Origin of the sequence: Gaetbulibacter sp. PBL-D1, from assembly GCF_050509525.1 — a bacterium.
Taxonomy (GTDB): Bacteria; Bacteroidota; Bacteroidia; order Flavobacteriales; family Flavobacteriaceae; genus Gaetbulibacter_B; species Gaetbulibacter_B jejuensis.
In genome coordinates this window covers 107,031-132,890 of the sequence record NZ_JBNWKB010000004.1, presented here as the reverse complement: position 1 = coordinate 132,890, position 25,860 = coordinate 107,031, and the positions used below count along the sequence as shown (strand labels likewise).

Below are 25,860 nucleotides of genomic sequence, written 5' to 3'. Positions count from 1 at the left end.
TGTTGAGTCATTATGTTATTTAATCAATAAAATTACGACCAATCTATTTTATTCGTAAATTTGCAGCACACTATGAAGCATTTTGACCCTAATACACAATTGCCTTTTGAGCTTAAGATAAGCTTTGATAAGTTGCTCAAATATTACGAGGATTTGAAGCAAACAGGAGATGATTTTGAAAAAGCCAAAGCAGAAAGAATACTTAGGTTACAAGAACCTCATAGTATATTGAGAGATGGCTTTGATGATGAATCAACCTTGAAAGAGCATCAAGAACTGATCACTACAATTTTACAAGATACTTTTAGTGACGCTTTAACTAATAACGAAATTAAAGCAGTTTCATTACCATTTCAGAATATTATTTTTAACTCCTCTGAGCGTTTCAAGAAAATAGTAAAAGCAGCAGGAGATGGTTTTGAACTTAAAATCAAAAACCTTCCTGAAAGCGATTTGTACATTATTGCGTGTACTATTATTTTGAATTTTCATTATGGTTACGATTTAAGCTTTAAACGTCCCTTTTTATACGAAATACCTGATGAAAAAGGAGTAATGAGGTATTATAAGATTTTGTATAATGCCGATTTTACTGAAGTTGTACCAAAAAAGAATGCTCCTAAAGTAACTCAAGACGATTACGAAGAATTACTAGACAATTTTGATAATCTCGATTTGTGGAAAGAAAAGTTTCCGCCTAATAGTTATGAGTTTAAAGGGTTTGTTATTTCTAACATGTTTGATGTTACTGATGATCAATCTATCTCCAATATAAAATCTACACTTATAGGAGAAGCCAAACGTAAGGATAAAAGCTTTATGGGCGATTTCCAGAATATCTTTAGTTCTTTCTTAGGAATTAAAGATTTAAAAGTTGGTTTTTCTATTTATAATAAAGAAGATGATAGTTTTGAACGAGTTTATGGAGAAGGTATTGAGAGTTTTCTTTTGTGTGATCAAGATCATTTAAGTTGTAAAAATGCACTTTGTGATTGGTCTTATGATTTAATCATAAACCAAAAGCAATTTTTTTCGGTATCTAATGTCGAGAAATCTTGTGTAGATAAAGAAGAAATGCCTCATGTTTCTATTTTAAACAAACAAGGTATTAAAAGTGCTATTTTAGCTCCAATTGCTGATAAAGATGAAGTGTTAGGTGTTCTTGAAATAGCTTCAGAAAAACCACATGTACTTAATAGCATTGTAGCTAACAAGCTAATCGATGTAATGCCATTTATAGTGTCTTCGGTTAAACGATCTAAACGCGAAGAAGAAAACTTAATAGAGGCAGTTATACAACAAGAATGTACATCTATACATCCTAGTGTGTCGTGGAAATTTAAAAAAGCTGCAAAGCAATTTTTAATTGATCAGCACAATAATGATGGAAATGCAATGTTTCAAAAAATTTCTTTTGAAAAAGTATATCCACTTTTTGGACAAATTGATGTAAAAGGATCATCAGAAGCCAGAAATTTAACTACTCAAAAAGATTTATTGCTTCAACTGTCTTTTGCTAATAAAATTCTTGAAGATATTCCTGAGCATTTAAATATGCCTATCTATGACCAAGTAAGATTTCAAATTGATTCTTATATTAAAGAAATTGAGACCGATTTTAAAGTTGATAGTGAGCAACAAATAGCTGCGTTTTTCCATAAAGAATTAGACGCTTTATTTAAGTTTTTACTAGCTAAACATTCTGAATTAAAAGAAAGTATAGAAGACTACTTTAGTAAAATTGATTCCAGCTTAGGGATGATTTATTACTACAGAAAAAACTATGATGATACCATTGCGCTTATCAACAAAAAAATGTCTGGTATGCTAGACGAAAAACAAGTTGATGCGCAACAAATGTACCCACACTTTTTTGAGCGTTATAAAACCGATGGAGTTGAGCATAATATGTATATAGGAGAAGCGATTACAAAAGAAGATAGCTTTGATAATATATACTTGTACAACCTAAGATTATGGCAGCTTCAGGTAATGTGCGAAATGGAAAACGAATTTTACAACAATCAGCACGAGTATCCAATGTCTTTAGACGTTACTTCAATGATTTTAGTGTTTAATCAACCATTGTCTATAAGATTTAGAATGGATGAAAAACGTTTTGATGTAGATGGTACTTACAATGCAAGATATGAAGTTGTAAAAAAACGTGTGGACAAAGCTTTTGTTAAAGGAACTACTGATAGAATTACACACAAAGGAAAAATTACTATAGTATATTCTCAAAAAGAAGATGAGCAAGAATACATGCGTTATGTAAAGTTCTTACAATCTAAGCACGTACTTGGAGATGAGGTTGAAATTTTAGAGTTAGAAGACCTACAAAGTGTTACTGGTTTAAGAGCTATAAGAGCCAGTATCTTATACACTGATAAAGAGGATCAAAAATTCTACACCTATGATGATTTAATGGCAACACTTAAGCAGTAATGTAAAAGGAATCACTACTTTTTGTTGAAGTTTTTGGGTTTAGTTTATACTCGTTTTTAGTAATCACATCTTTAATGTCTTTCTTTGGGTGTTGAGCTTTAAAAGATACCGCAAAAGAAATCACAGATATTACCATTCCAGCCATAAAAATAGTATAGGTTAAACGTAAAATCCTGTATTTTCGGTCTAAAACTTTACCAAGAAAGTACAAGTCTTTAGTTAAAGAACTGTACACATAATCTTTGTCTTTTAAAAGCTCACTAATTGCCCATTGGTACTCACTTAACTCCATTTTATGAAAGTTTCCAAAAAAGGTTAAATTCACTTTTTTGTTCTTAACATCTTCTTTGGTAAACTCACCACTGGTAATATTTGGTCTTGTAGCAATTATTGATAAAATCATCGAAACCACGCTAGAAACAGTAAATATTAATGTAGGTACTATTAAATAGCTGTTTGAAGGAGAATCAAGCTTTGATATTAGGTTAGAAAGTACCAATGAAATAATAATGGCGTTTACAGAAAGCAAAATGTTAGCTTTTGTATCAGCAATATCGCTTAATTTCATATGATTTCTTAACGCAGTTCTGTAAAAGGTTTGAATGCCACGTTCAGGACTTTCGTTTTTATATTGTGCTTTATACTTTGCCTTTATTTTTTCTTTATTGGCTTTTTCTTTATTCTTCTTTTTCTTTTTTATCAGTTTAGCAAGGTTTTCTTCTTTTTGTCTTTGCCAATTTTTTAAAGCATAATCAGTATAAAACTCATGCTTCTCGGTAAGTACTTTTATGTTTTCTTCAAGCCATTCGCTAGGTGAAAACTTGCAAACACCTTGTATTTCCATTTCCTTTCTTAAAAACTCACTGGCTTCATTAAAATATTTTTTACCAAAATGCGAAGCATCAGCATCCCTTATAATTTTACCCAGTTTAGTTTTAGGAGTGTCTTTAAACTTTGTAGCCATAATGCACTCACTAACCGAAGCTATCAAGTCATCACTTGCATCATTATCTTTTAGAAATGTTGAAGCTATTTTTACACTTTCTTCTTCATGACCCTCTCTAAGCTTGGTGTAACCTGTATCGTGAAATAAAACAGCAAGTTCTAAAATTTCAGAATCTTCTTTGTTAACTTCAGAGTTTTCAAGAATTTCTCTTAAGCTTCTTAGTACACGTTCGGTATGTGTATAATTATGGTAAAGAAACGTTTGGTCAAGGTCATTTTTAAAAAGATCAAAAACAAACTTTTCAGCATTTTCAACTAGTTTAGACATAAATCTTGTTTAAATTTATAGAATACAAAGTACTAAAAAAAATCGAAAAACAGCAGACTGCTTTTACGCTTTGATTGTAAGTAAAATAGAAGCATGTCGACTAATTTTGAACACATTTTTTTCAGTTTTAATTAATAAAAGAAAGGACAACATATGCTTACTTGGAAAAATATTATCGATTTTTCAGTTAATGGTAATCCAACACCAGACAAAAGAGTTGAAAAAACAGAAGAAGAATGGAAAGCGCTACTCACTACCGATCAATATCGAATTACAAGAAAAAAAGGTACTGAAATGGCAGGAACAGGAGCCTTTTGTTCAACACACGAAGCAGGTAAATACAATTGTGTTTGCTGTAATACACCAATGTTTGATTCTACCATAAAGTTTAACTCAGGCACTGGTTGGCCTAGTTTTACACAGCCTATAAAGGAAAACGCTATTAAATATGAAAAGGACTCTTCGTTTGGTATGATTCGCGTGGAAATTATGTGTAACGTTTGTGATGCGCATTTAGGTCATGTTTTTCCCGATGGACCAGAGCCAAGTGGATTAAGGTATTGTGTAAATTCGGAGTCATTAACGTTGCAAAAGGAAGGTTAAACATTATGAATGCAACACATGAATTAGCAACAGTAGGTGGTGGATGCTTTTGGTGTACCGAAGCCGTTTTTCAACAGGTTAAAGGCGTTGTTAAGGTAACCTCGGGATATTCTGGAGGAACAGTTCCTGGTAAACCAACCTATCGAGAAATTTGTTCAGGGCTCACAGGTCATGCCGAAGTAGTTCAAATAGAGTTTAATCCTAATATAATTTCATATAAGGATATTATCACAATTTTTATGACAACGCATGATCCAACAACTTTAAACAGGCAAGGTGCTGATGTTGGAACACAGTATCGTTCAGTGATTTTTTATCATAATGACAATCAGAAAAAAGTAGCTGAACAGGTTTTAAATGAGCTTAATGTATATTTTGAAAGCCCTATAGTTACAGAGCTTAGTGAACTAGATGTATTTTATGATGCCGAAGTTGAACATCAAGATTTTTATAAGAATAATCCTGATTATGGCTATTGTAATTTTGTAATTACTCCAAAATTAGCTAAACTACGTCAACTGCATGCCGATAAATTAATATGATAACATTCAATATCAATAACACATTTTCTGAGAACTTGCCTTCTGATGTAGTTTTAGAAAACACCAGAAGACAAGTTGAGCAGGCGTGTTTTTCTTATGTTAATCCTAAATTGACTCAAAACCCTGAGTTGATTCATAGTTCAGTGGACTTAGCTAAAAACTTAGGTTTAACAGCGCAAGACCTTAAATCAAATGATTTTTTGCAAATAATGTCTGGTAACAGTGTGTATCCAAACACAAAACCTTATGCCATGAATTATGGTGGACATCAATTTGGTAATTGGGCTGGACAACTAGGTGATGGTCGTGCTATAAACCTTTTTGAAATTCAGCAAAACAACAAGCAATGGGTTTTGCAGCTTAAAGGTGCAGGAGAAACTCCATACTCAAGACAAGGTGATGGTTTGGCAGTATTGCGCTCATCAATTAGAGAGTATTTATGTAGCGAAGCAATGCATCATTTAGGAGTGCCAACTACTAGAGCTTTGGCACTGTTGTCAACAGGAGAAAAAGTGCTTAGAGATGTGATGTATGATGGTAACTCAGCTTATGAGAAAGGAGCAATAGTTTGTAGAGTGTCTCCAACTTTTATTCGTTTTGGGAATTTTGAAATTTTCGCAGCACGACAAGATTTAAAAACGCTTACTCAATTAACCGATTATACAATTAATCAGTTTTTTCCTCACCTAGGAAAGCCATCAAAAGAGACTTATATTAAGTTTTTTGATGAAGTTTGTCAACGCACTTTAGAGATGATTATCCATTGGCAACGAGTAGGTTTTGTGCATGGTGTAATGAATACTGATAATATGTCAATTCTTGGTTTAACCATAGATTATGGTCCTTATGGTTGGTTAGAAGGTTTTGATTATGGTTGGACACCAAACACAACAGACGCTCAACATAAGCGATACAGATTTGGAAATCAACCCAATATTGGACTTTGGAATTTATACCAACTAGCAAACGCGTTGTATGCTCTGGTTGAAGATGCCACGCCTTTTGAAACAGCTTTAGAAGCCTATAAGAACAATTTTGATAAACAATCATTAGAAATGATGCGTTCAAAACTTGGTTTGGAATTTAAAGAGGATTCAGATATACAACTTATTCATGAGTTGGAAGAAACGTTATTGTTATCTGAAACAGATATGACACTGTTTTTTAGGTTGCTTTCTAAGTTTTCAGTAGATAATCCAAAAAGAGGTTTAGAACTCATAAAGCCTGCTTTTTATTCTGAAATATCTAATGAAATAAAAGAAAAGTGGCTGCTTTGGTTTGATAAGTATGCGTTAAGATTAAAAAAGGAAACGTTGAGTAGCACTGAACGTTCTAAAAAAATGAATGCTGTAAACCCAAAATATGTATTGCGAAATTACATGGCACAATTAGCAATAGATAAAGCCGAAGAAGGAGATTATAGCTTGGTTGAAGAGTTGTTTGAATTGTTAAAAAAGCCCTACGACGAACAACTAGGAAATGAAAAGTGGTTTGCAAAACGACCAGAATGGGCAAGACATAAAATAGGGTGTTCAATGCTGTCATGCAGTTCTTAATTAGTATTTTTATAATAAAATTTTACATATGATATCCGCAAAAAAGCTTTTGTTTTTAAGCGTCATTACTTTTTTAACCATTGGTTGCGCTACTTACAAACCTCAATATAGTAGTGAAGAGTGGTCGCAACCTACATTTCCTGATAAAGAAATTGATAAAACATTTTATCTTATTGGAGATGCAGGGTTATCACCAGAAAATGGAATGTCAAAAGGTTTAACGGCTTTAAATCAACATTTGCAAGGAAAGAAAACAAAAGACGATTATGTTCTTTTTTTAGGAGATAATGTATATCCTTCAGGACTTCATGGTAAAAACCATAAATTGAGAGCAAGTGATGAAAACAATCTTGATGCTCAATTTAAATCGGTTAAAGATTTTAAAGGTGAAATCATTTTTATTCCTGGCAATCATGAGTGGTATGCCAATGGTGTAAAAGGTGTTAAAGCACAAGAGAAATATGTAGAGGATGCTTTAGGGAAAAACACTTTTTTGCCTGAAAACGGTTGTCCTTTAGAGAGTATAGATGTAAATGAAACAGTTCAATTAATCATTATAGATAGTCAGTGGTATCTCGAAAACTGGAATCATAACCCAACTATAAATGATGAGTGCGAAATAAAAACAAGAGATAGATTTATTCTAGAGCTCGAAGGAGAAATTAAAAAAGCGCAGAACAAGACCATTGTTTTAGCGATGCACCATCCTATGTACACTAATGGTACACATGGAGGACAATATGCAGCAATAAAACATCTATTTCCATTGCAGCAAAAAATTCCAATGCCAATTTTAGGTTCGGTAATTACACAAATTAGAACTCAAGGAGGAATTTCAATACAAGATAGATACAACGAAAGATACCATAAACTCGTTAACAGAATAGAAACTTTAGCGAAGGAAAGTGGAAACATCGTTTTTGTTTCAGGTCATGAACATACCTTGCAGTACATTGAGCACGAAGGGATAAAACAAATAGTTTCAGGATCAGGAGCTAAAGAGTCTTATGCAGCATTATCACACGACGGATTGTTTTCCTATGGAAAGCAAGGGTTTGCTGAACTTACCGTTTTTAAAGATGGAAGTTCTTGGGTGAGATATTATGATGCCGAAGGTAATACACCTAAAGTTATGTTTCAAAAAGAGGTTTATAAACCAAACAAGCATTTTGATACATCATCGCTTCCTGATACGTTTCCTAATGAAGTTGAAGTTTCTGTTTACGATGAAGAAGAAACAGATAAATCTATGTTTTTTAAATCGGTTTGGGGAGATCACTACCGAAAAGTTTATAGTACAAAAATTAAAGCTAAAGTAGCTACGTTAGATACCCTTTATGGAGGTTTAGAAGTAGTTAGAAAAGGTGGAGGACACCAAACAAGATCTCTAAGATTAAAGACAAAAGATGGTCGTGAACTCAACATGAGAGCATTACGAAAAAGTGCAACGCAGTACTTACAAGCGGTTTTATTTAAAGAAAATTATATTGAAGATCAGTTTGAACAAACCGAAGTTGAAAGTTTAATTCTCGATTTCTATACAGCAGCACATCCTTACGCGTTTATGGTAGTTCCTGATTTGTCTGATGCTGCAAATGTGTATCATACCAACCCAAAGCTGTACTATATTCCAAAGCATAAACACTTAGGTGATTTTAATACTGAATATGGTGATGAGTTATATATGATTGAAGAGCGACCAGAAGATAACTATACTGATGAAAGAACTTTTGGTTATGCTGATGATATTGAAAGCACACACGATATTATTGAAAAAGTACGTAAGGATGAAGAATATAAAATAGACGAAGAAGCATACATTCGTGCACGTTTGTTCGATATGCTAATTGGAGATTGGGACAGACACCAAGACCAATGGCGTTGGGCACAATTTGACCAAAAAAATGGAGATAAACTCTACAAACCAATACCAAGAGATAGAGACCAAGTGTTTTCAAATTTTGATGGTGCGTTGTTAGATGTTATGAGAGTAATTTCAGGGTCTACAAATCAGTTACAAGTATATGATGAAGAACTGAAAGACGTCAAATGGATGAATAGTGCTGGAGTTAAACTAGACCGAGTTTTAATTCAGCAATCAGAACTTGATGTATGGTTAGCACAAGCACAGTTTTTACAAGAAAACGTTACAGATGATGTTATTGAGCATGCTTTTTCAAAAACACCTAAAGAAGTTCAAGACGAAACTTTTGAAGAAATCAAACAGAAGCTAAAAGGACGTAGAGGTAATCTGCAAGACATTGCCAAAAGGTATTACAATTATTTAAATGAATTAGTAATTCTTTCAGCAACTGATAAAGACGATTATATTGAAGTAAAGCGTATTGGAGACAACAAAACTCAGGTTACAATCTCAAGAATTAAAGATGGAGAAAAAGCCGATGTGTTGGTTGATAGAGTTTTTGATAAAGACATCACAAAGGAGTTATGGATTTATGGTTTAGATGATAAAGATGTTTTTGAAGTTACAGGAAAGGCTAACAACTTAATTTTCACAAGATTAATTGGAGGTCAAGAAAACGACACTTACATTATAAAAAAAGGACGACGCGTTAAAATCTACGACCATAAAAGTAAAAAGAACACAATTCAAGAAAATAAAGGCGCGCAGATAAAATTGACAGATGTTTACAACCTAAACCTTTTTGATTTCAAGAAAAATATTACTAGAAATACTGTAATTACACCAAATTTGGGGTTCAACCCAGATGATGGATTCTTAATAGGTGGTTCAATTCATTACTCAGTAAAAGGGTTCCAACGTAATCCGTTTTCACAAGAACATAGGTTTAAAACAGGGTATTATTTTGCAACAAGTGGTTTTGATTTAAGGTATGAAGGCGAATTTGCAAATATTTTTGGTGAATGGAACTTGCATTTAAGCGGAGTACTAACTAGTGAGAATTTTGCAAATAATTACTTTGGATATGGTAATGAAACCGTAAATAATGATGACGATTTAGGTTTAGATTACAATAGGGTAAAAACCAGTGTTTATGGAGCAGCTATTGGAATTGTGAAAAAATCTGGATTTGGTAGTGATTATGGGTTTAAACTTGCTTTTGAAGGTGTAGAGTTACAAGACTCACCAAATAGAATAATTACCGATTTGGTTCCAGTTGGTTCAGATGAAGCGTTTTATGAAAGACGTTATTTTTCATCAGTTGATGCAACTTATGAATATGAAAGTTTTGATAATAAAATCAATCCAAGCAAAGGAATGACGTTTATGTTTAATGCAGGAGCAAAAACCGAATTAGAAAAGTTTAAAAACATATTTGCTTTTGTAAACTCAAATTTAGGGTTTTACAATGCGCTTGGTATGCGAGAGCTTGTGCTTAAAACAGATATCAGAACTCAGCTAAGATTTGGTGATGATTTCTTGTTTTACCAAGGTGCAATTATTGGTGGACATAATGGACTAAGAGGTTTTAGAACAGACCGATTTACAGGAAAAAGTTCCTTGGTTACAAGTGCCGATTTACGATACAGTTTTCCATCTTTTAAAACAAAAACATTACCATTTCAAATAGGTGTTTTTGGAGGTTTTGATGTAGGTCGAGTTTGGGCAAAATATGAAGATTCCGAAAAGTGGCACAACGACTACGGTTTTGGTACTTGGATAACTGCTGCCGAAAGTCTTTCAGGAACTTTCAACTTTTTTAATAGTGTCGAAGGTTGGCGATTCTCGTTTGGCTTTGGTTTAAACTTTTAATGAAGCTTAAAGCTGTAAATGTTACTGCCTAAATCGCCATTGCGCTCTTCAGAAATGTAAACGGTGTTTTGGTCTTTAAAGCAAATACCTTCTTTTTGAGAGTTATGGTCAAAATATTGAGCTTCTATAGTGCCTTTAAAAAAGTTATCTGAACTAAAACCTGTGATTTTCCATAGCTTGTCATGGTTTAAAAGCACTACAGTTTTACCATCGTTACTAATATCAGCAGAGGTGATTTTATTGTCTTTTCCGTCAAGATTAAATTCAGTAACAAGTTTTGCAGTTTGCTTTCCTATTTCATTTTTCACCTTAAGCAATACACATTTTTTGGTTTCTTTACTAAAAAGGTAAAAATGGTCATTAAACAGGAAAAAAGCTTCAAAATCCTTCTTTTTAATACCTTTTGGTAATGAAAACTCAATTTTTTCAGCATTAACGTCGTCATCATTCAAATTTGAATGCGCTACTTTATAAATAAAAAAATCGTCGCGTTTACCTGAATTGTTCCCAAAATCTCCAATGTAAATATTGCCTTCAGTGTCCGAAGTCAATTCTTCCCAATCAATATTATCTGCATTATCAATGTCTATATCTCTACTTAAAGTTCCATTAACATCAATTGCGTAAAGGTTGTTAGCATTTCCCTTATCTTCAATAACCCAAAACAAGTCATTGTTATCAATAGTTTCAATAGCTGAAACCTCAGTGAGATGTTCAGGTATATTGCAAACTACGTCTAGTTTTCCTGTTTGACAAGCGGTTAAAATAAAGGCGAAAAATAAAATTTGGGCTTTAATCATTATAAAAATCTTCATGCTGACAAGATATTGAGATTGTTAACCAAACTAAAATTATTAACCTTAAAGTATTTATAAAATATGAGCTATTGCTTGCTCATTTTTAATAATTTTGAAACTAAAAAGCCTTTATGATTATGACAAAAGTTGAAGATTTACTCGAACTTCTCAATTTAAAATCCGTTGATGTAAATGTGTTTCAAGGGTATAATAAAACCGTAGGAAGCCCAAATGTGTTTGGTGGTCAGGTTTTGGCGCAGGCCATTAATGCGGCTTCGCAAACCATAACTAATAATAGAGTTTTGCACTCTATGCATGCGTATTTTTTAGAAGCAGGGAATTTAGAACTTCCTATAATTTATAATGTGGCTTTGGTGAGAGATGGCGGAAGTTTTTCGGTACGTCGTGTCACTGCAGACCAAAACGGAAAAACCATTTTTATTCTTTCGGCATCGTTTCATAAAAAAGAAGATGGCTATAATCATCAAATTGATATAAATACCAAGGTAAAGCAACCAGAAGAACTAATGAGTTGGACTGATATGCTAGAGCAATTTGGCGATGCGATTCCTGAAAAAACAAAAGGGTTTATTGAAATTGAACGCCCAATTGAGTTTAAACCTGTTGAGGTTGTAAATCCGTTTAATAAAGAAGATTTGCCACCTTTTACAAACGTGTGGTTTAAATTAAAAGGCGACACAAGTAATTTGAATTTAGCATCAAAGCAGCAAATTTTAACATACGTTTCAGACTATAATATTCTGGCTGCTGCAATGAATCGTCATGCTAGTAAAGCACATTGGGGAAATACGCAAACTGCTAGTTTAGACCACTCTATGTGGTATTTTAGAGATTTTGATTTTGATGATTGGTTGCTGTATTCTATCGAATCGCCTAATACATCAAATGCACGCGGATTTGCCAAAGGAAACATTTTTACACGAGACGGAAAACTTGTAGCTTCAGTGGCTCAAGAAGGATTAATGCGTCCATTAAATAGCTAATGAAACATTACGACGTTATAATAATTGGTGGTGGTGCAGCAGGTTTTTTTGCGGCTATTAATTGTGCAGAGCAAAACCCAAATCTCAATATCTGCATTCTAGAAAAAAATAAAGAAGGCTTACAAAAGGTAAAAATTTCTGGAGGTGGTCGCTGTAATGTGACGCATGCAGAGTTTATTCCGCAGGAATTGGTGCATAATTATCCAAGAGGCGAAAAGGAGTTGTTAGGACCTTTTCATCAGTTTATGACAGGAGATACGATTGAGTGGTTTGATAAACGTGGTGTAGTATTAAAGATAGAAGAAGATGGTCGTATGTTTCCAGTAACCGATTCGTCGCAAACTATTATAGACTGTTTTTTAAACGAAGCAAAAAAACTTCAAATAGACGTTTTGTACAGCCAAAATGTTCAGGATATTGAAATTTTAGAAGCGCAAGAGGTATTTCAAATTAAAACAAAAGACATCAATTTTCAATGCGAAAAGCTACTTGTAGCCACAGGAAGTAGCGTGAAATTCTGGAAACTAATATCTCAATTAGGACATACGATTGTGCAACCTGTTCCGTCGTTATTTACGTTTAATATTAATGATAAACGTATCAAAAACATTCCAGGAGTTGTTGCTCAAGATGTAGAAGTTAACATTTTAAAAACCGATTTATCATCGCAAGGCCCTTTGCTTATTACACATTGGGGAATGAGCGCACCTGCTATTTTAAAATTATCGGCTTTTGGCGCTGTGGAATTAGCAAAAATGGATTACAAATTTCAAATTGAAATTAATTTTATAAAGCAAGATTTTGAGAGTTGTTTAGATCATCTCAAAGCTATCAAACACGATTTTGGTAAAAAACTAGTTTATAAATTACCACAGTTTGAATTGCCTAAACGCTTATGGCAGCAATTGGTTTTAGCGTCAGGTATGACTCAAGATACACGTTGGGCAGATGTAAATAAGCAAGAATTAGACAGTCTTACAGAACAGTTAACACAAGCCGTTTTTGATGTCAATGGAAAAAGCACGTTTAAAGACGAATTTGTTACTGCAGGTGGTATCGATTTAAAAGAAGTTAATTTTAAAACGTTTGAAAGTAAGCGCGTTCCTAATTTATATTTTGCTGGCGAAGTACTCAATATAGATGCCATTACAGGTGGCTTTAACTTCCAAAATGCTTGGACAGGAGCTTTTATTGCTGCAAACACGATAGCCAAAAAAAGTCCCCTCTAAAAAGAGGGGATTTGGGGTGTGTTCATATAAATTAGTTTCGAATGAAAATTTATTACAATCCAAAACTTAAAGAATTAGCAAGGCAACTTCGAAATAACGCAACAAAGTCAGAAATTAAACTTTGGACTTATTTACGCAGAAACCAGATGTATGGATATGATTTTCACAGACAAAAGCCTATTGATGAGTATATTGTTGATTTCTTTTGTAATAAATTACAATTAGCTATTGAGTGTGATGGCTATTCTCATGAAATATTAGAGGTTTATGAAAAGGATGTGAAAAAGACAAAACGATTGAATGATTTGGGGGTTTATGTTTTGCGTTTTTCTGATTTTCAAATCATGAATGATATTGATAATGTTATTAGAGCAATTGAAGATTATATTCTTAAATTTGAAGAAAATAATACACCTCCCTTAATCCCTCCTTTCTAGGAGGGAAATAAATTATGAAATATATAGCATTACTTCGTGGTATTAATGTATCGGGACACAAGAAAATCCCGATGGCAGAATTACGAAAACTATTAACAGATTCTGGTTTAGAAAATGTGCAAACTTATATTCAGACAGGTAACGTCATTTTTGATGCGACTGCATCTATTGATACAATTAAAAATCAAATAGAAGTTACTATAAAAAATCATTTTGGCTTTGATGTGCCTGTTTTGGTTATAACGCCTAAAGTACTGCGACAAATTTTTGATGATTGTCCTTTTTCTGAAGAAAAAAAGCAAAACAGCTACTTCTCATTATTATATGATGCGCCAAAGCAAGAATTGATTGATGCTGTTGCAGAAATAAAATACCCAAACGAAGAAGTTTCAATAGCCAAAAACTGTATTTATTTTTACTGTTCCACAGGTTATGGGAAAACCAAATACAACAATAATTTCTTTGAAAAGAAATTAAATGTCACAGCAACTGCTAGAAACTATAAAACAATGCTAAAGTTGTTATCTTTGTCGGAATAATTATGGGCAAAGAAGTTTGAAAATATAGATGGAAACGAAAAAAATAAATATTAAAGGTTTTGAAATTGAAGTTCAAAAGGAAACGGCAGAATTGTATGAACGTTTCTCTAGTTTTTCTAATTGTTTTATTAAACCTGAAATATTTTCTGAATTAATAGTTAAAGTGTTTAATTTGACGTATTTAAAGGATTTAGGTTCCTATTACAATAAAGAAAAAGTTGGAAGGTCAAATTGGACACAACACACAGCCAATACTTTTTTAAGGACTTGCCAAATGGTGAATTTAGCTTGTGATTTTGAAGTAGAAAACAGACATGATGGAGCTGTAAGAGACTATGAGAATAATGTTTATTTATGTGCTGAATGGGAATATGACACAAATACGGTTTTTAAACCTAAAGGAGAAATCATAAAATTAGCTAAAACATGTAAGAAATATAAAAACTGTGATGCGTTGTTGTTTACTTATACCATAGATTACGATTACAAAAGTTTTTGTGAGAAAGTATTTAATTTATGGAATGAAGAACTGAATAAATCTAAACGGGATTTCGTATTGTATTTAGTTACAGCTTTAATCCGTAAAGATGATGCAGAGAAAATGAGATATGTTTATGGCTTAAGAACTGTTGTTATTGGTAAACAATCAATAGAGATTTGGGAAGATGAACATCTTTAAGAGTTTTTTGACTTTTTTAATAAAACATATATAATGACCGAACAAGATTTTATTCCAAAGCCATATACAAACACTTTAAAACAAGGAAAAGTCACTTGGGAGTCGCCTAGTAACATTGCCTTGGTGAAATATTGGGGAAAACGCGATCCACAAATTCCAGAGAATCCATCTATAAGTTTTACGTTAAGTCAATGCAAAACCATAACAACACTATCATACAAGCAAAAGGAGGCAACTAGCGATTTTTCGTTTGATGTGTTTTTAGATGGTGAAAAAAAAGACGCTTTTAAACCAAAAATTGAAACATTCTTTAAGCGTGTTGAGAAATATGTACCGTTTTTAAAGGATTTTCATTTTACTATTGAAACAAAAAATACGTTTCCGCATAGTTCAGGAATTGCATCATCTGCTTCAGGAATGAGTGCTTTGGCATTGTGTTTAATGAGTGTTGAAAAACTGTTTAATACAGAAATGTCAAATACGTTTTTTAATCAAAAAGCATCGTTTTTAGCGCGTTTAGGTTCTGGTTCGGCATGCAGAAGTGTGGAAGGTGATTTGATAGTTTGGGGACACACAAAACACGTAGCTGAAAGCAGTGATTTGTTTGGAGTGAAATATCCTTATACAGTTAACGACCATTTTAAAAACTATCAAGATACCATCCTGTTGATTGATAAAGGCGAAAAACAAGTAAGTAGTACAGTTGGTCATAATTTAATGCATAATCATCCTTATGCAGTAAGTCGTTTTCAGCAAGCTCACGATAATCTTGAAAAGCTAAAACCAATTCTAGAAGCTGGCGATTTAAAAGGATTTATCAACCTCATGGAAAGCGAAGCGTTAACCTTGCATGCGATGATGATGACTAGCAATCCGTATTACATTTTAATGAAACCAAACACTTTGGAAGTAATTAATCGTATTTGGAAGTTTAGAGAAGATACAGGTTTTTATATTGGTTTTACGTTAGATGCAGGTGCTAATGTTCATATATTATATCCAGAATCTGAAAAAGTAGAAATTCTTAACTTTATTGAAAACGAATTAGTTGCATATTGTAAAAATGGCGAATATATTTGCGACCAAATTGGTTTTGGAGCGAACCAAATAGAATAATTAATCGTATATTTACATAGTAGATTGCTATTGAAACTATGAAAGGACCACTTTTTTACTCAAAAATCCTACTTTTTGGAGAATATGGAATCATTAAAGATTCCAAAGGATTATCTATTCCGTATAATTTTTATAATGGAGCTTTAAAAGTAGCATCAGAGCTTACCAATGAAGCAAAAGCATCCAATGACGCTTTAAAACGATTTGCTGATTATTTAGAGCAAGTTGATGCTGAATTAGTGACTTTTGATATTGAATCGTTAAAGCAAGATATTGCTAACGGAATGTATTTTGACTCGTCTATACCACAAGGTTATGGTGTAGGAAGTAGTGGTGCACTTGTTGCAGCGATTTACGATAAATATGCTCATGATAAAATAACCGTTTTAGAGAATTTAACACGTGAAAAGTTATTGCAGCTTAAAGCTATTTTCTCTGAAATGGAATCCTTTTTCCATGGAAAATCTTCTGGATTAGATCCGTTAAACAGTTATTTAAGTTTGCCAATTCTTATCAATTCAAAAGATAATATTGAAGCAACAGGTATCCCTTCGCAAAAAGTAGACGGTAAAGGTGCTGTCTTTTTATTAGATAGTGGTGTTGTAGGAGAAACAGCTCCTATGGTTAGTATTTTTATGGAAAACATGAAGCAAGAAGGTTTCCGTAATATGCTTAAAGACCAATTTATAAAACATACAGATGCTTGTGTTGAAGACTTCTTAAAAGGTGATATTAAATCATTGTTTAATAATACCAAGCAATTGTCTAAAGTGGTTTTAAATCATTTTAAACCTATGATTCCAAAGCAATTTCATGAACTATGGAAGAAAGGTTTAGAAACCAATGACTATTACTTAAAGCTTTGCGGTTCTGGTGGAGGAGGCTATATTTTAGGTTTCACTGAAGACATTAATAAAGCCAAAAAAGCGTTAGAAGGTTATAAACTAGAAGTAGTTTATAATTTTTAGGTCTTTTTTGTAGCTCCATGCATCTATTGGAGTAACTTCAAAATAATCCTTTATTCTCATGCTAACCAGAAAACAAAAACATATCCTACTTAAGTTTTTCAGTATGTTTTCTGTGATTAGAGGTTATAACATTTTGGTTGTAGTAATTGCGCAGTATTTAGCATCCATTTATATTTTAGCACATGATAAACCAGTAAAGGAAGTCGTTCTAGACCTTAATTTATTAATGCTTGTACTTGCATCGGCAGCTGCTATTGCAGGAGGTTATATTATTAACAATTTCTACGATTCTGAAAAGGATTTAATCAATAGGCCAAGAAAAACAATGTTAGACAGATTAGTGAGTCAAAACACGAAGCTATCATTCTATTTTGTGCTTAATTTCATTGCTGTTATTATGGCTAGTTACGTGTCATTTAGAGCGGTAGTATTCTTTTCGGTGTATATTTTTGCAATTTGGTTTTACTCTCATAAATTAAAAAAGTTACCGTTTATTGGTAACTTGGTTTCTGCTATTTTAACCATTACACCTTTCTTTGTCATTTTTGTATACTATAAAAACTTTGAGCACGTAGTTTTTGTGCATGCTATGTTTTTGTTTTTAGTGATTTCTATGCGTGAGCTTACAAAAGATTTGGAAAATCTTCAGGGAGATATGGCTCAAGACTATCATACTATTCCTGTGGTGTATGGCGAAAAAGCTTCAAAATTAATGCTTACTGTTTTAAGTGTTTTGACATTAGTGCCTACGCTGCTGCTTATTTTTCAGTATCAAGTAGGAAAAATGAGTTATTACTTTTATGTAAGTATTGTGTTGCTTTTAGTGTTTGTTGTAATGCTATGGAAATCAAATTCAAAATCACAATACTTAATTCTTCATAATATTTTAAAGCTTATTATAGTTTTAGGAGTCATTAGTATTCCTTTGATTGATATTGGCTTAGTACTTAATAAAATCACTTTTATTCGATAAGCAATAATTTATCGTATATCTTTGCAGCAAAATTTAGTTTAATTAATACAATTTCCGTTTTAGCGGAATAAAGATATGAGCAGAAAGCAAGGTACAGGAGGAAGCAAAAGACCATCAGGTAGAGGACAAAGACACAACCAAGGAACTCGATCTGGAAGAGGAGGAAACAACTCTGGAGGAAAAAGCTATGCAAGAGGAAATGCTCCTATGAAAAAGAAAAATACCACAAAGGCGTCAGCAGATGAAATACGCTTAAATAAATACATTGCCAATTCTGGTATGTGTTCTCGTCGTGAAGCTGATGAGCATATTGCAATTGGTTTGGTAACTGTAAATGGAAAAGTAGTTACCGAAATGGGTTATAAAGTGCAACTTGATGACGATGTGCGTTATGATGGAGCACGCATTACACCTGAGAAAAAAACATATGTTTTACTTAATAAACCTAAGGGTTTTGCTACAACCACTAGCGAAGGCAAAGGACGTACAGTAATGGATTTGGTAGCAAATGCAACTAGCGCACGTATTAAACCTATTGGACGTTTAGGTAGAAACTCAACAGGATTATTGTTGTTTACCAATGATGAAACTGTGGTTAAAAAATTCACCAATTCTAAAAATGGTGTAACACGCTTATTCCAAATAGAACTAGATAAAAACCTAAAATTTGAAGACTTAAAAGCTATTCAAGACGGTTTGAAGGTTGACGGAAAAGAAATATATGTTGAAGAAGTTAGCTATATTGAAGGTGAATCAAAAAATCAAATAGGGTTAAAAATTAAAAATACAGGAAACACAGTAATAAGAACCATCTTTGATCATTTAAAATATAATATCATTAAAATTGATTGTGTAGCGATTGCACATCTTACCAAAAAAGACATTCCTCGCGGTCACTGGAAGCACCTTACAATTCAGGAAATCAACACCTTAAAGATGTTGTAGTTAAAAAGTTTAAAAAAAATAAAAAAAAACTTTTTTTATAAAAAAAATGTATTTCATTTGCAGTGCATTTAGCTGAACAAATTGAAATCTGTTTTTACGTTCGGGTTTTTGAACATCAGGAAGTCATATTCAAAAACTGCTTATAGATTAAGTAACCGAATTTTAGAGCTAACTTCCGCTTACTACATCGTTATGAGCCAACATTTGTATGGCTTCATTCCTACAACCCATCCTCAAATACAAGTTTGATATACATTAATTTGTTGTTATCTTAATGTCGAATTCCAGAATAATTCACATTTTTAAATTTTAAAACATAATGTAACCAATTGATTTTGCTATTTTATATGGCATTATTGATTAACTTGTCTCAAAAGAGTAAAAATAAAACAAAAACATGAATACTAAATACATTGATTTAATCAATCAATCTTTTTATTTTCCTCAAGAGGAGTTTAAACTTGAAAATAACCATTTACAATTCCATGATATCGATTTAAAACAATTAATCGAAACTTATGGAGCTCCTTTAAAATTTACCTATTTACCGCAAATATCAAATAATATCAATCGTGCTAAAACATGGTTTGATAATGCGATAAAAAAACATAATTATCCAGCAACATATAACTATTGTTACTGTACAAAAAGCTCTCACTTTAAGCATGTGCTTAACGAGGCTTTAAAAAATGATATTCATATCGAAACCTCTTCGGCTTTTGATATTGATATCGTTGAAAGCTTAAAGAAAGCTGGAAAGATTACAGATAAAACCTATGTGATTAGTAATGGGTTTAAGCGTTCTCAATACGTCACCAATATTGCTAGACTAATTAACGATGGTCATAAAAACTGTATTCCAATTATTGATAATTATGAAGAGCTAGATTTACTTTCAGAAGAAATTAAAGGCAAGTTCAAAGTAGGAATTCGAATTGCGTCAGAAGAAGAACCTAAGTTTGAGTTTTATACCTCAAGATTAGGAATAGGTTATAAAAACATTGTGCCATTTTATAAAAGTCAAATTCAGGATAATAAAAAAGTAGAATTGAAAATGCTTCACTTTTTTATTAATACAGGAATTCGTGATAATGCGTATTACTGGAACGAGCTTTTAAAATGTTTAAAAGTTTACATTAGCTTAAAAAAGATATGTCCAACCTTGGATAGCTTAAACATTGGAGGCGGATTTCCAATTAAAAATTCGTTGGCATTTGAGTTTGATTATGAGTATATGGTAGATGAAATCATCAACCAAATTAAAATTGCTTGTGATGAAGCTGATGTTGAGGTGCCACATATTTTTACCGAATTTGGTAGCTTTACTGTAGGAGAAAGTGGAGGAGCAATCTATGAGGTGTTGTACCAAAAGCAACAAAACGACCGTGAAAAGTGGAATATGATTAACTCATCATTTATCACAACATTGCCTGATACTTGGGCAATAAACAAGCGCTTTATTATGCTTCCAGTAAACCGTTGGAACGATAGTTATGAGCGTGTGTTGTTAGGAGGATTAACTTGTGATAGTGACGATTATTACAATAGTGAACAGCATATGAATGCTATTTACTTACCAAAATATAACAAAGAAAAACCCTTGTATATTGGCTTCTTTAACACAGGAGCATATCAAGAAACTATTGGTGGATTTGGAGGTTTGCAACACTGCTTGATTCCGTCGCCAAAACATATTTTAATTGATAAAGACAACGATGGAAACATCACAACAGAATTATTTAGTGAACAACAAAAAAGTGAAGACTTACTTAAAATTTTAGGTTACCATGAGCAATAAAACGTATGCTGGAATTTCAGAAGAATATTCCAAATTAGACAGTTCAAAAATTGTTTTAATTCCTGTGCCTTACGATGGCACAAGTACTTGGCAAAAAGGTGCCGACAAAGGTCCTGATGCCTTTTTAGACGCTTCTGAAAATATGGAGCTTTATGACATTGAAACCGATACTGAGGTTTACAAGCAAGGTGTGTTTTTAGCAGATGCAATTACTGAAAGCGCATCACCAGAAGCTGTAGTTGATGCTGTACATGAAATGACTAAAAAGTATATTAAACGCAATAAGTTTGTAACCCTTTTTGGTGGAGAGCATTCTATTTCAATAGGAAGTATTCGTGCGTTTAACGAGTGTTTTGATAACTTAACAGTATTGCAAATTGATGCGCATGCTGATTTGCGAAAAGAGTATGAAGGTTCAAAATGTAACCACGCATGTGCAGTTTATGAAGCAAGTCAAACTACTAATTTAATTCAAGTAGGTATTCGCTCAATGGATGTTATGGAAAAAACAGTTATGGATGAGGACAAAACCTATTTTGCTCACGAAATGGCTGAAGATGACAACTGGATGGATTCTGCAATAGATCAAATGACCGATAACGTATTTATCACGTTTGATTTAGATGCGTTTGATCCTTCAATTATGCCAAGTACAGGAACACCAGAACCAGGAGGATTATTCTGGTACGAAACACTAGAGTTCTTAAAGCAAGTATTTGCTGAGAGAAACGTAGTAGGTTTTGATATCGTTGAGTTGTGCCCAAATAAAATTGATAAATCATCAGACTTTTTAGCTGCAAAGCTGTATTATAAAATGTTAACCTATAAATTCTTAAATGAAGATGTAGATGATGATTATGACAATAATTTTAGCGATAACAGCTCAGGAATAAATAAATTTTCTAAATTTAATGACGAGGATGACAACTAAAGGACACATATCACAATTTATTGAAAAGTATTATTTGCACTTTAATGCAGCTGCATTAGTTGATGCAGCAAAGGCTTACGAAGACCAATTAAACTCAGGAGCAAAAATGCTAGTGTCTCTAGCAGGAGCTATGAGTACAGCAGAGCTTGGGAAGATTTTTGCTGAAATGATTCGTCAGGATAAAGTACATATTATTTCTTGTACAGGAGCCAATCTAGAAGAAGACATCATGAACTTGGTTGCGCACTCTCATTACGAGCGTGTACCAAACTATCGCGATTTAACACCACAGCAAGAGTGGGATTTGTTAGAGCGAGGTTTAAACCGAGTAACTGATACATGTATTCCTGAAGAGGAAGCTTTTAGAAGATTGCAAGAGCACATTTTTAAAATTTGGAAAGATGCCGAAGAAGCTGGAGAGCGTTATTTTCCGCATGAATTTATGTACAAGATGTTATTGAGTGGTGTACTTGAAGAATACTACGAGATAGACTTAAAAGACTCTTGGATGTATGCAGCAGCAGAAAAGAATTTGCCAATAGTTGTTCCTGGTTGGGAAGACAGTACTATGGGTAACATTTTTGCAAGTTATGTGCTAAAAGGAGAGCTTAAAGCAAGTACTATGAAATCAGGTATTGAGTACATGACATTTTTAGCCGATTGGTACACTGATAATTCTGAAATAGGAATTGGTTTCTTCCAAATAGGAGGAGGTATTGCTGGCGATTTCCCTATATGTGTAGTGCCAATGCTATACCAAGATATGGAACGTACTGATACACCTTTCTGGAGTTATTTTTGTCAAATAAGCGATTCAACAACAAGTTATGGGTCGTACTCAGGAGCTGTCCCAAATGAAAAAATCACTTGGGGAAAATTAGATATTAACACACCAAAATTTATTATAGAAAGTGATGCTACTATTGTTGCACCACTTATATTTGCTTACCTACTAGATATGTAATTATGAACAAAAAAGACAATCTTAAGCGCGTAATTGTTGATTTTAAAAAATTAACACCAGAAATTTTAGCATTGTTAGTTGAAAAATATCCTGATGGTTATGATGATGACCACGTTATATCTTTCAAAAATGCTAATAACGAAATTGTTGAAGCTGTAGAAGTAAGTACTGAAGACACTAAGTATTTAGTAAAAGTAAGTACTAAATTAGCTGTAACAATGGAGAATTATGATGAAGATGATTATGAAGATTATGACGATGATGATCCAGAAGCAGTACAAGAACCAGAAATGGACCAAGAGGCTGACTCTGACGAGGATTAGTCACACACTACAGTTTTAATGTTTTAGAACAGATTTAGTCTGAAAAATAGCATATACTTAAAAATGAAGTCGCCATATTTTGGCGACTTCTTAAATTCTTCACCAAAATTATCTTTCAAAAGGCTTAATTCATTTTCTTCAAACTTAGTTGAGCGTATTGAAAAATAAACTAAATTTATGTAAAATATAATGTTATGTCGGCACATTTTCATTTAGCATTACCATGCTTAAGTATCAGTGAGACAAAGGCTTTCTATGTTGATAGTCTTGGTGCTCAAGTAGGACGATCAGCACAAAACTGGGTTGATATTAATTTGTACAATAATCAAATTACATTTACTAAAAGTGGTCCTTTTAATTTTGATTGTCAAAGCTATTCTTTTGGAGGTGAAATTTTACCATCCTTTCATTTCGGAATTATTTTAGAACAGCAAAAATGGAAAACGCTTTTAAACACCTTAAAGTTTAGAAATGTTCCTGTTCAATCTGAAGTTGATTTTTTAATTGAGAAAGTAGGAGAACATCATTCGTTCTTTTTAAAAGACCCAAACGATTATACTGTAGAGTTTAAATCGTTCACTAACCCAAGCGAGATTTTTAAATATTAATGTATACCGTTTTTGCTTACCAAGTGTCTAGCTTAATACAAGTTAGAGAAGGAAAAAATAACTTTAAATGGGAGTTGCTTTTTTCTGATAGTGATGAGCTTTTTTATAGCTATTCAAAAGAAAAATTCATCTATATTTTTCAATATGGAATGGTGAGTTTTTTTAATATGACTACCAACGAAATTAATGCAGCATTAGATGAAATAAAACCGTTTTGTAAAGACTTCTTTTCTGATAAAATTTCTGAAGATGTGCAAATCTCAATTCAACCCAATACATTAAAAGTGGAGTTTGAAAAAGTCATTTTACCTGAGATTGATGAGGAAATGGTGCGATTGGTGATGTTGAATGCATCACAGTCTGTAGCGTTGGATAACTATTCTGAAATTACCGAAGAACTTTTAATTGAAACCAACCAACATACTCTTTATCTTGAAAATAAAGGGAAGTTGGATATTTCTGGAAACAAGCTAAAGCGCTTTATTGGTAAAGTACTCAACATAAAAAATAAAATTTCAGAAAACCTATATATTTTCGATTCGCCAGAAATAACTTTAGAAAACGAACAGTTAAACAAATTAAATCACGATTTAAAGCAATCTTTCGACTTAAAAGACAGATATAGATTAATCCATGATAGAATAGAGATTATCAAAGAAAATCTAGAGCTTTTTAAAGATATAATGGACCACAAAGAAAGCAGCAAATTAGAATGGATTATTATTATCCTTATTCTTGTTGAGGTGGTTGATATGTTTATTGCAAAACTGTTTTTTTAAATCTAAAGCGATTGTATTAAACCTTTAAAAAGTGTAATCATATTTGGTTCAGCTATTGCAGCGGTAGCTATAATATCATCAATGGCTACAGCTTCTAAATTGTCAGGGTCACATTCGTCAGTCAGTACAGAAATCGCTGCAACTTTAAGGTTGAGGTGATTAGCAACTATTACTTCTGGTACAGTACTCATACCTACTGCATCAGCACCAATAATTTTTAGCATTCTGTATTCAGCTCTTGTTTCTAACTGAGGACCAACAACGCTTGCATAAACACCTTCGTGTAACGTAATGTTGTTGGTTTTAGCTATAGATTTAAAAGTATTGTTTATGGTTGCGTCATAAGGTGCACTCATATCAGCGAATCGTTCGCCCAAAAGCGACACGCCTTTAAAGGCTAGAGGAGAGCTACCTTGAAGATTAATATGATCGTCAATAAGCATTAATTCACCTTTTTTGAAATTGAGATTAATAGCACCAGAAGCATTAGAAACTAGTAAAGTGGTGATGCCTAATTTTTCCATAACACGAACTGGATAAGTTACGTCTTGTAAGGTGTAGCCTTCGTATAAGTGAAAACGACCTTGCATAACAATCACTTTTTTGCCTTCAAGCTCACCAAAAATTAATTTGCCTTTATGAAACTCAACTGTTGCTGTTGGAAAATTAGGAATGTGATTATAGCTTACTTCTTTAAGAATAGTAATTTCATCTAAAAGCATACCTAAGCCAGTGCCTAGGATAATTCCTATTTCAGGATTAATAAATCCTTTATCTTTTAAGTAGTCAACGGTTTCGTTTATATAGTTTATCATAATTGGTTTTTAAATCGTTAACACAAAAATAAGTGAAATGTATTTAAAAATTGTAAGGATTATTAATTGCGTTGGACCAAGATGCAAAACTTAATGATAATGAAATATCCATAACAATTAGGTTGCTAATCAACCAAAATGGGATTAGGGTATTTTATTTCACCATTGTAAAACACATAAATAAAAAAACAAATGAAAAACACACTTTTAGTTTTGTTAACTGTATTAACAACATTTAGCCTTAGTGCACAAGTGCCAGAAAAAGCAGAAGACGTAAGTCCTTTATTGGTAGGGGAAACAATCCCAAATGCTAACTTAATTGATAAGAATGGTGAAGAAATTGCTCTGAAAAAAATCATTAAAGAAAAACCAACTGTTTTGGTGTTTTATCGTGGAGGATGGTGTCCTTACTGTAACACACAATTAGCTTCTTTAGCTGAATCTGAATCAGAAATCTTAGAATTGGGTTACCAAATAGTAGCAGTAAGTCCTGATAACTACAAAAATTTAGTGCCAACAGGAGAAACTAACAAAGTAGGTTATAGCCTTTATGCAGACCCTGAAGCAAAACTTATTCAAGCAACAGGAATTGGTTTTAAAACTCCAGGAATGGCAGTGTCGTATATTGAAAAGAAAACAAAGATGGAAGCAACTGAGATTTTACCAGTTCCAACGGTTATGATCTTAAATACATCTGGTGATATTTTATTTGAATACATCAACCCTAATTATAAAACGAGATTAAGTAAGGAGTTGCTGGTAGCTTCTCTAAAAGCTTTAAAAGCTGATATGTAATT

At 32.8% G+C, this 25,860-nt stretch carries 24 protein-coding genes; 21 read left to right on the top strand and 3 right to left on the bottom strand.

The window, feature by feature from the left end; all coding sequences use genetic code 11:
• Positions 1–72: 72 nt before the first annotated feature.
• Positions 73–2,448: a GAF domain-containing protein gene (locus ACQ0RB_RS04910; protein ID WP_430496893.1), complete on the top strand. Its 2,376-nt coding sequence runs from the start codon at positions 73–75 to the stop codon at positions 2,446–2,448.
• Here the strand turns inward: ACQ0RB_RS04910 and ACQ0RB_RS04905 are convergent.
• Positions 2,438–3,721, bottom strand: a complete 1,284-nt coding sequence (locus ACQ0RB_RS04905) for a Pycsar system effector family protein (protein WP_129759371.1) — start codon at positions 3,719–3,721, stop codon at positions 2,438–2,440. The genes ACQ0RB_RS04910 and ACQ0RB_RS04905 overlap by 11 nt on opposite strands.
• Before the next feature lie 153 nt (positions 3,722–3,874).
• On the opposite strand from ACQ0RB_RS04905, the gene msrB reads away from it, so the two are divergent.
• From msrB to ACQ0RB_RS04885, 4 genes are read left to right on the top strand one after another with little or no spacing between them, the layout of a single operon-like run.
• The gene (gene msrB, locus ACQ0RB_RS04900; RefSeq protein WP_343795917.1) at positions 3,875–4,324 is read left to right on the top strand and encodes a peptide-methionine (R)-S-oxide reductase MsrB; all 450 of its coding nucleotides are present in this window, start codon (positions 3,875–3,877) and stop codon (positions 4,322–4,324) included.
• 5 nt (positions 4,325–4,329) lie between these two features.
• On the top strand, positions 4,330–4,866 hold the full coding sequence (gene msrA, locus ACQ0RB_RS04895; protein ID WP_134198577.1) for a peptide-methionine (S)-S-oxide reductase MsrA: 537 nt from the start codon (positions 4,330–4,332) through the stop codon (positions 4,864–4,866).
• The gene (locus ACQ0RB_RS04890; RefSeq protein WP_430497013.1) at positions 4,866–6,422 is read left to right on the top strand and encodes a protein adenylyltransferase SelO; all 1,557 of its coding nucleotides are present in this window, start codon (positions 4,866–4,868) and stop codon (positions 6,420–6,422) included. The genes msrA and ACQ0RB_RS04890 overlap by 1 nt, the downstream gene beginning before the upstream one ends.
• A gap of 28 nt (positions 6,423–6,450) precedes the next feature.
• A complete protein-coding gene (locus ACQ0RB_RS04885; protein ID WP_430496890.1) occupies positions 6,451–10,158 on the top strand; it encodes a metallophosphoesterase in 3,708 nt (1,235 codons plus the stop codon).
• Here the strand turns inward: ACQ0RB_RS04885 and ACQ0RB_RS04880 are convergent.
• On the bottom strand, positions 10,155–10,973 hold the full coding sequence (locus tag ACQ0RB_RS04880; RefSeq protein ID WP_430496888.1) for a hypothetical protein: 819 nt from the start codon (positions 10,971–10,973) through the stop codon (positions 10,155–10,157). The two genes, ACQ0RB_RS04885 and ACQ0RB_RS04880, sit on opposite strands and share 4 nt — an antisense overlap.
• Before the next feature lie 119 nt (positions 10,974–11,092).
• Between ACQ0RB_RS04880 and ACQ0RB_RS04875 the strand changes: the two genes are divergently transcribed.
• The 15 genes from ACQ0RB_RS04875 (at position 11,093) to ACQ0RB_RS04805 (ending at position 24,248) form a co-directional block, all read left to right on the top strand.
• Positions 11,093–11,959, top strand: coding sequence for an acyl-CoA thioesterase (locus ACQ0RB_RS04875; protein WP_430496887.1), 867 nt, complete (start codon positions 11,093–11,095; stop codon positions 11,957–11,959).
• Positions 11,959–13,188, top strand: coding sequence for an NAD(P)/FAD-dependent oxidoreductase (locus ACQ0RB_RS04870; protein ID WP_430496885.1), 1,230 nt, complete (start codon positions 11,959–11,961; stop codon positions 13,186–13,188). The genes ACQ0RB_RS04875 and ACQ0RB_RS04870 overlap by 1 nt, the downstream gene beginning before the upstream one ends.
• Before the next feature lie 41 nt (positions 13,189–13,229).
• Positions 13,230–13,625: an endonuclease domain-containing protein gene (locus tag ACQ0RB_RS04865; RefSeq protein WP_430496883.1), complete on the top strand. Its 396-nt coding sequence runs from the start codon at positions 13,230–13,232 to the stop codon at positions 13,623–13,625.
• 14 nt (positions 13,626–13,639) lie between these two features.
• Positions 13,640–14,164, top strand: a complete 525-nt coding sequence (locus tag ACQ0RB_RS04860; protein ID WP_430496881.1) for a DUF1697 domain-containing protein — start codon at positions 13,640–13,642, stop codon at positions 14,162–14,164.
• Between the two features lie 28 nt (positions 14,165–14,192).
• A complete protein-coding gene (locus ACQ0RB_RS04855; protein ID WP_430496879.1) occupies positions 14,193–14,843 on the top strand; it encodes a hypothetical protein in 651 nt (216 codons plus the stop codon).
• Between the two features lie 33 nt (positions 14,844–14,876).
• Entirely contained in the window at positions 14,877–15,959 is a 1,083-nt protein-coding gene (locus ACQ0RB_RS04850; RefSeq protein WP_430496877.1) for a diphosphomevalonate/mevalonate 3,5-bisphosphate decarboxylase family protein, read from the top strand.
• A gap of 38 nt (positions 15,960–15,997) precedes the next feature.
• On the top strand, positions 15,998–16,927 hold the full coding sequence (locus ACQ0RB_RS04845) for a mevalonate kinase family protein (RefSeq protein WP_430496875.1): 930 nt from the start codon (positions 15,998–16,000) through the stop codon (positions 16,925–16,927).
• 58 nt (positions 16,928–16,985) lie between these two features.
• Positions 16,986–17,900: a geranylgeranylglycerol-phosphate geranylgeranyltransferase gene (locus tag ACQ0RB_RS04840; RefSeq protein ID WP_129759361.1), complete on the top strand. Its 915-nt coding sequence runs from the start codon at positions 16,986–16,988 to the stop codon at positions 17,898–17,900.
• A 75-nt stretch (positions 17,901–17,975) separates the two neighbouring features.
• A complete protein-coding gene (locus ACQ0RB_RS04835; protein ID WP_131506071.1) occupies positions 17,976–18,845 on the top strand; it encodes a pseudouridine synthase in 870 nt (289 codons plus the stop codon).
• A 397-nt stretch (positions 18,846–19,242) separates the two neighbouring features.
• Positions 19,243–20,643 (top strand): arginine decarboxylase, encoded by a 1,401-nt coding sequence (locus ACQ0RB_RS04830; protein WP_129759359.1) that lies wholly within the window; start codon positions 19,243–19,245, stop codon positions 20,641–20,643.
• The gene (speB, locus tag ACQ0RB_RS04825; protein WP_129759358.1) at positions 20,633–21,574 is read left to right on the top strand and encodes an agmatinase; all 942 of its coding nucleotides are present in this window, start codon (positions 20,633–20,635) and stop codon (positions 21,572–21,574) included. The genes ACQ0RB_RS04830 and speB overlap by 11 nt, the downstream gene beginning before the upstream one ends.
• Positions 21,564–22,538, top strand: coding sequence for a deoxyhypusine synthase family protein (locus tag ACQ0RB_RS04820; protein WP_430496872.1), 975 nt, complete (start codon positions 21,564–21,566; stop codon positions 22,536–22,538). Before speB ends, ACQ0RB_RS04820 begins: the two co-directional genes overlap by 11 nt.
• 2 nt (positions 22,539–22,540) lie before the next feature.
• Entirely contained in the window at positions 22,541–22,861 is a 321-nt protein-coding gene (locus tag ACQ0RB_RS04815) for a hypothetical protein (protein WP_129759356.1), read from the top strand.
• Between the two features lie 194 nt (positions 22,862–23,055).
• On the top strand, positions 23,056–23,469 hold the full coding sequence (locus tag ACQ0RB_RS04810) for a VOC family protein (RefSeq protein ID WP_129759355.1): 414 nt from the start codon (positions 23,056–23,058) through the stop codon (positions 23,467–23,469).
• The gene (locus ACQ0RB_RS04805) at positions 23,469–24,248 is read left to right on the top strand and encodes an RMD1 family protein (RefSeq protein ID WP_129759354.1); all 780 of its coding nucleotides are present in this window, start codon (positions 23,469–23,471) and stop codon (positions 24,246–24,248) included. Before ACQ0RB_RS04810 ends, ACQ0RB_RS04805 begins: the two co-directional genes overlap by 1 nt.
• 2 nt (positions 24,249–24,250) lie before the next feature.
• Here ACQ0RB_RS04805 and ACQ0RB_RS04800 read toward each other — a convergent pair whose 3' ends face one another.
• Complete coding sequence (locus ACQ0RB_RS04800; RefSeq protein ID WP_129759353.1) at positions 24,251–25,063, bottom strand: purine-nucleoside phosphorylase; 813 nt, start codon at positions 25,061–25,063, stop codon at positions 24,251–24,253.
• Between the two features lie 192 nt (positions 25,064–25,255).
• Between ACQ0RB_RS04800 and ACQ0RB_RS04795 the strand changes: the two genes are divergently transcribed.
• Positions 25,256–25,858: a peroxiredoxin-like family protein gene (locus tag ACQ0RB_RS04795; protein WP_262732182.1), complete on the top strand. Its 603-nt coding sequence runs from the start codon at positions 25,256–25,258 to the stop codon at positions 25,856–25,858.
• Positions 25,859–25,860 lie beyond the last annotated feature (2 nt).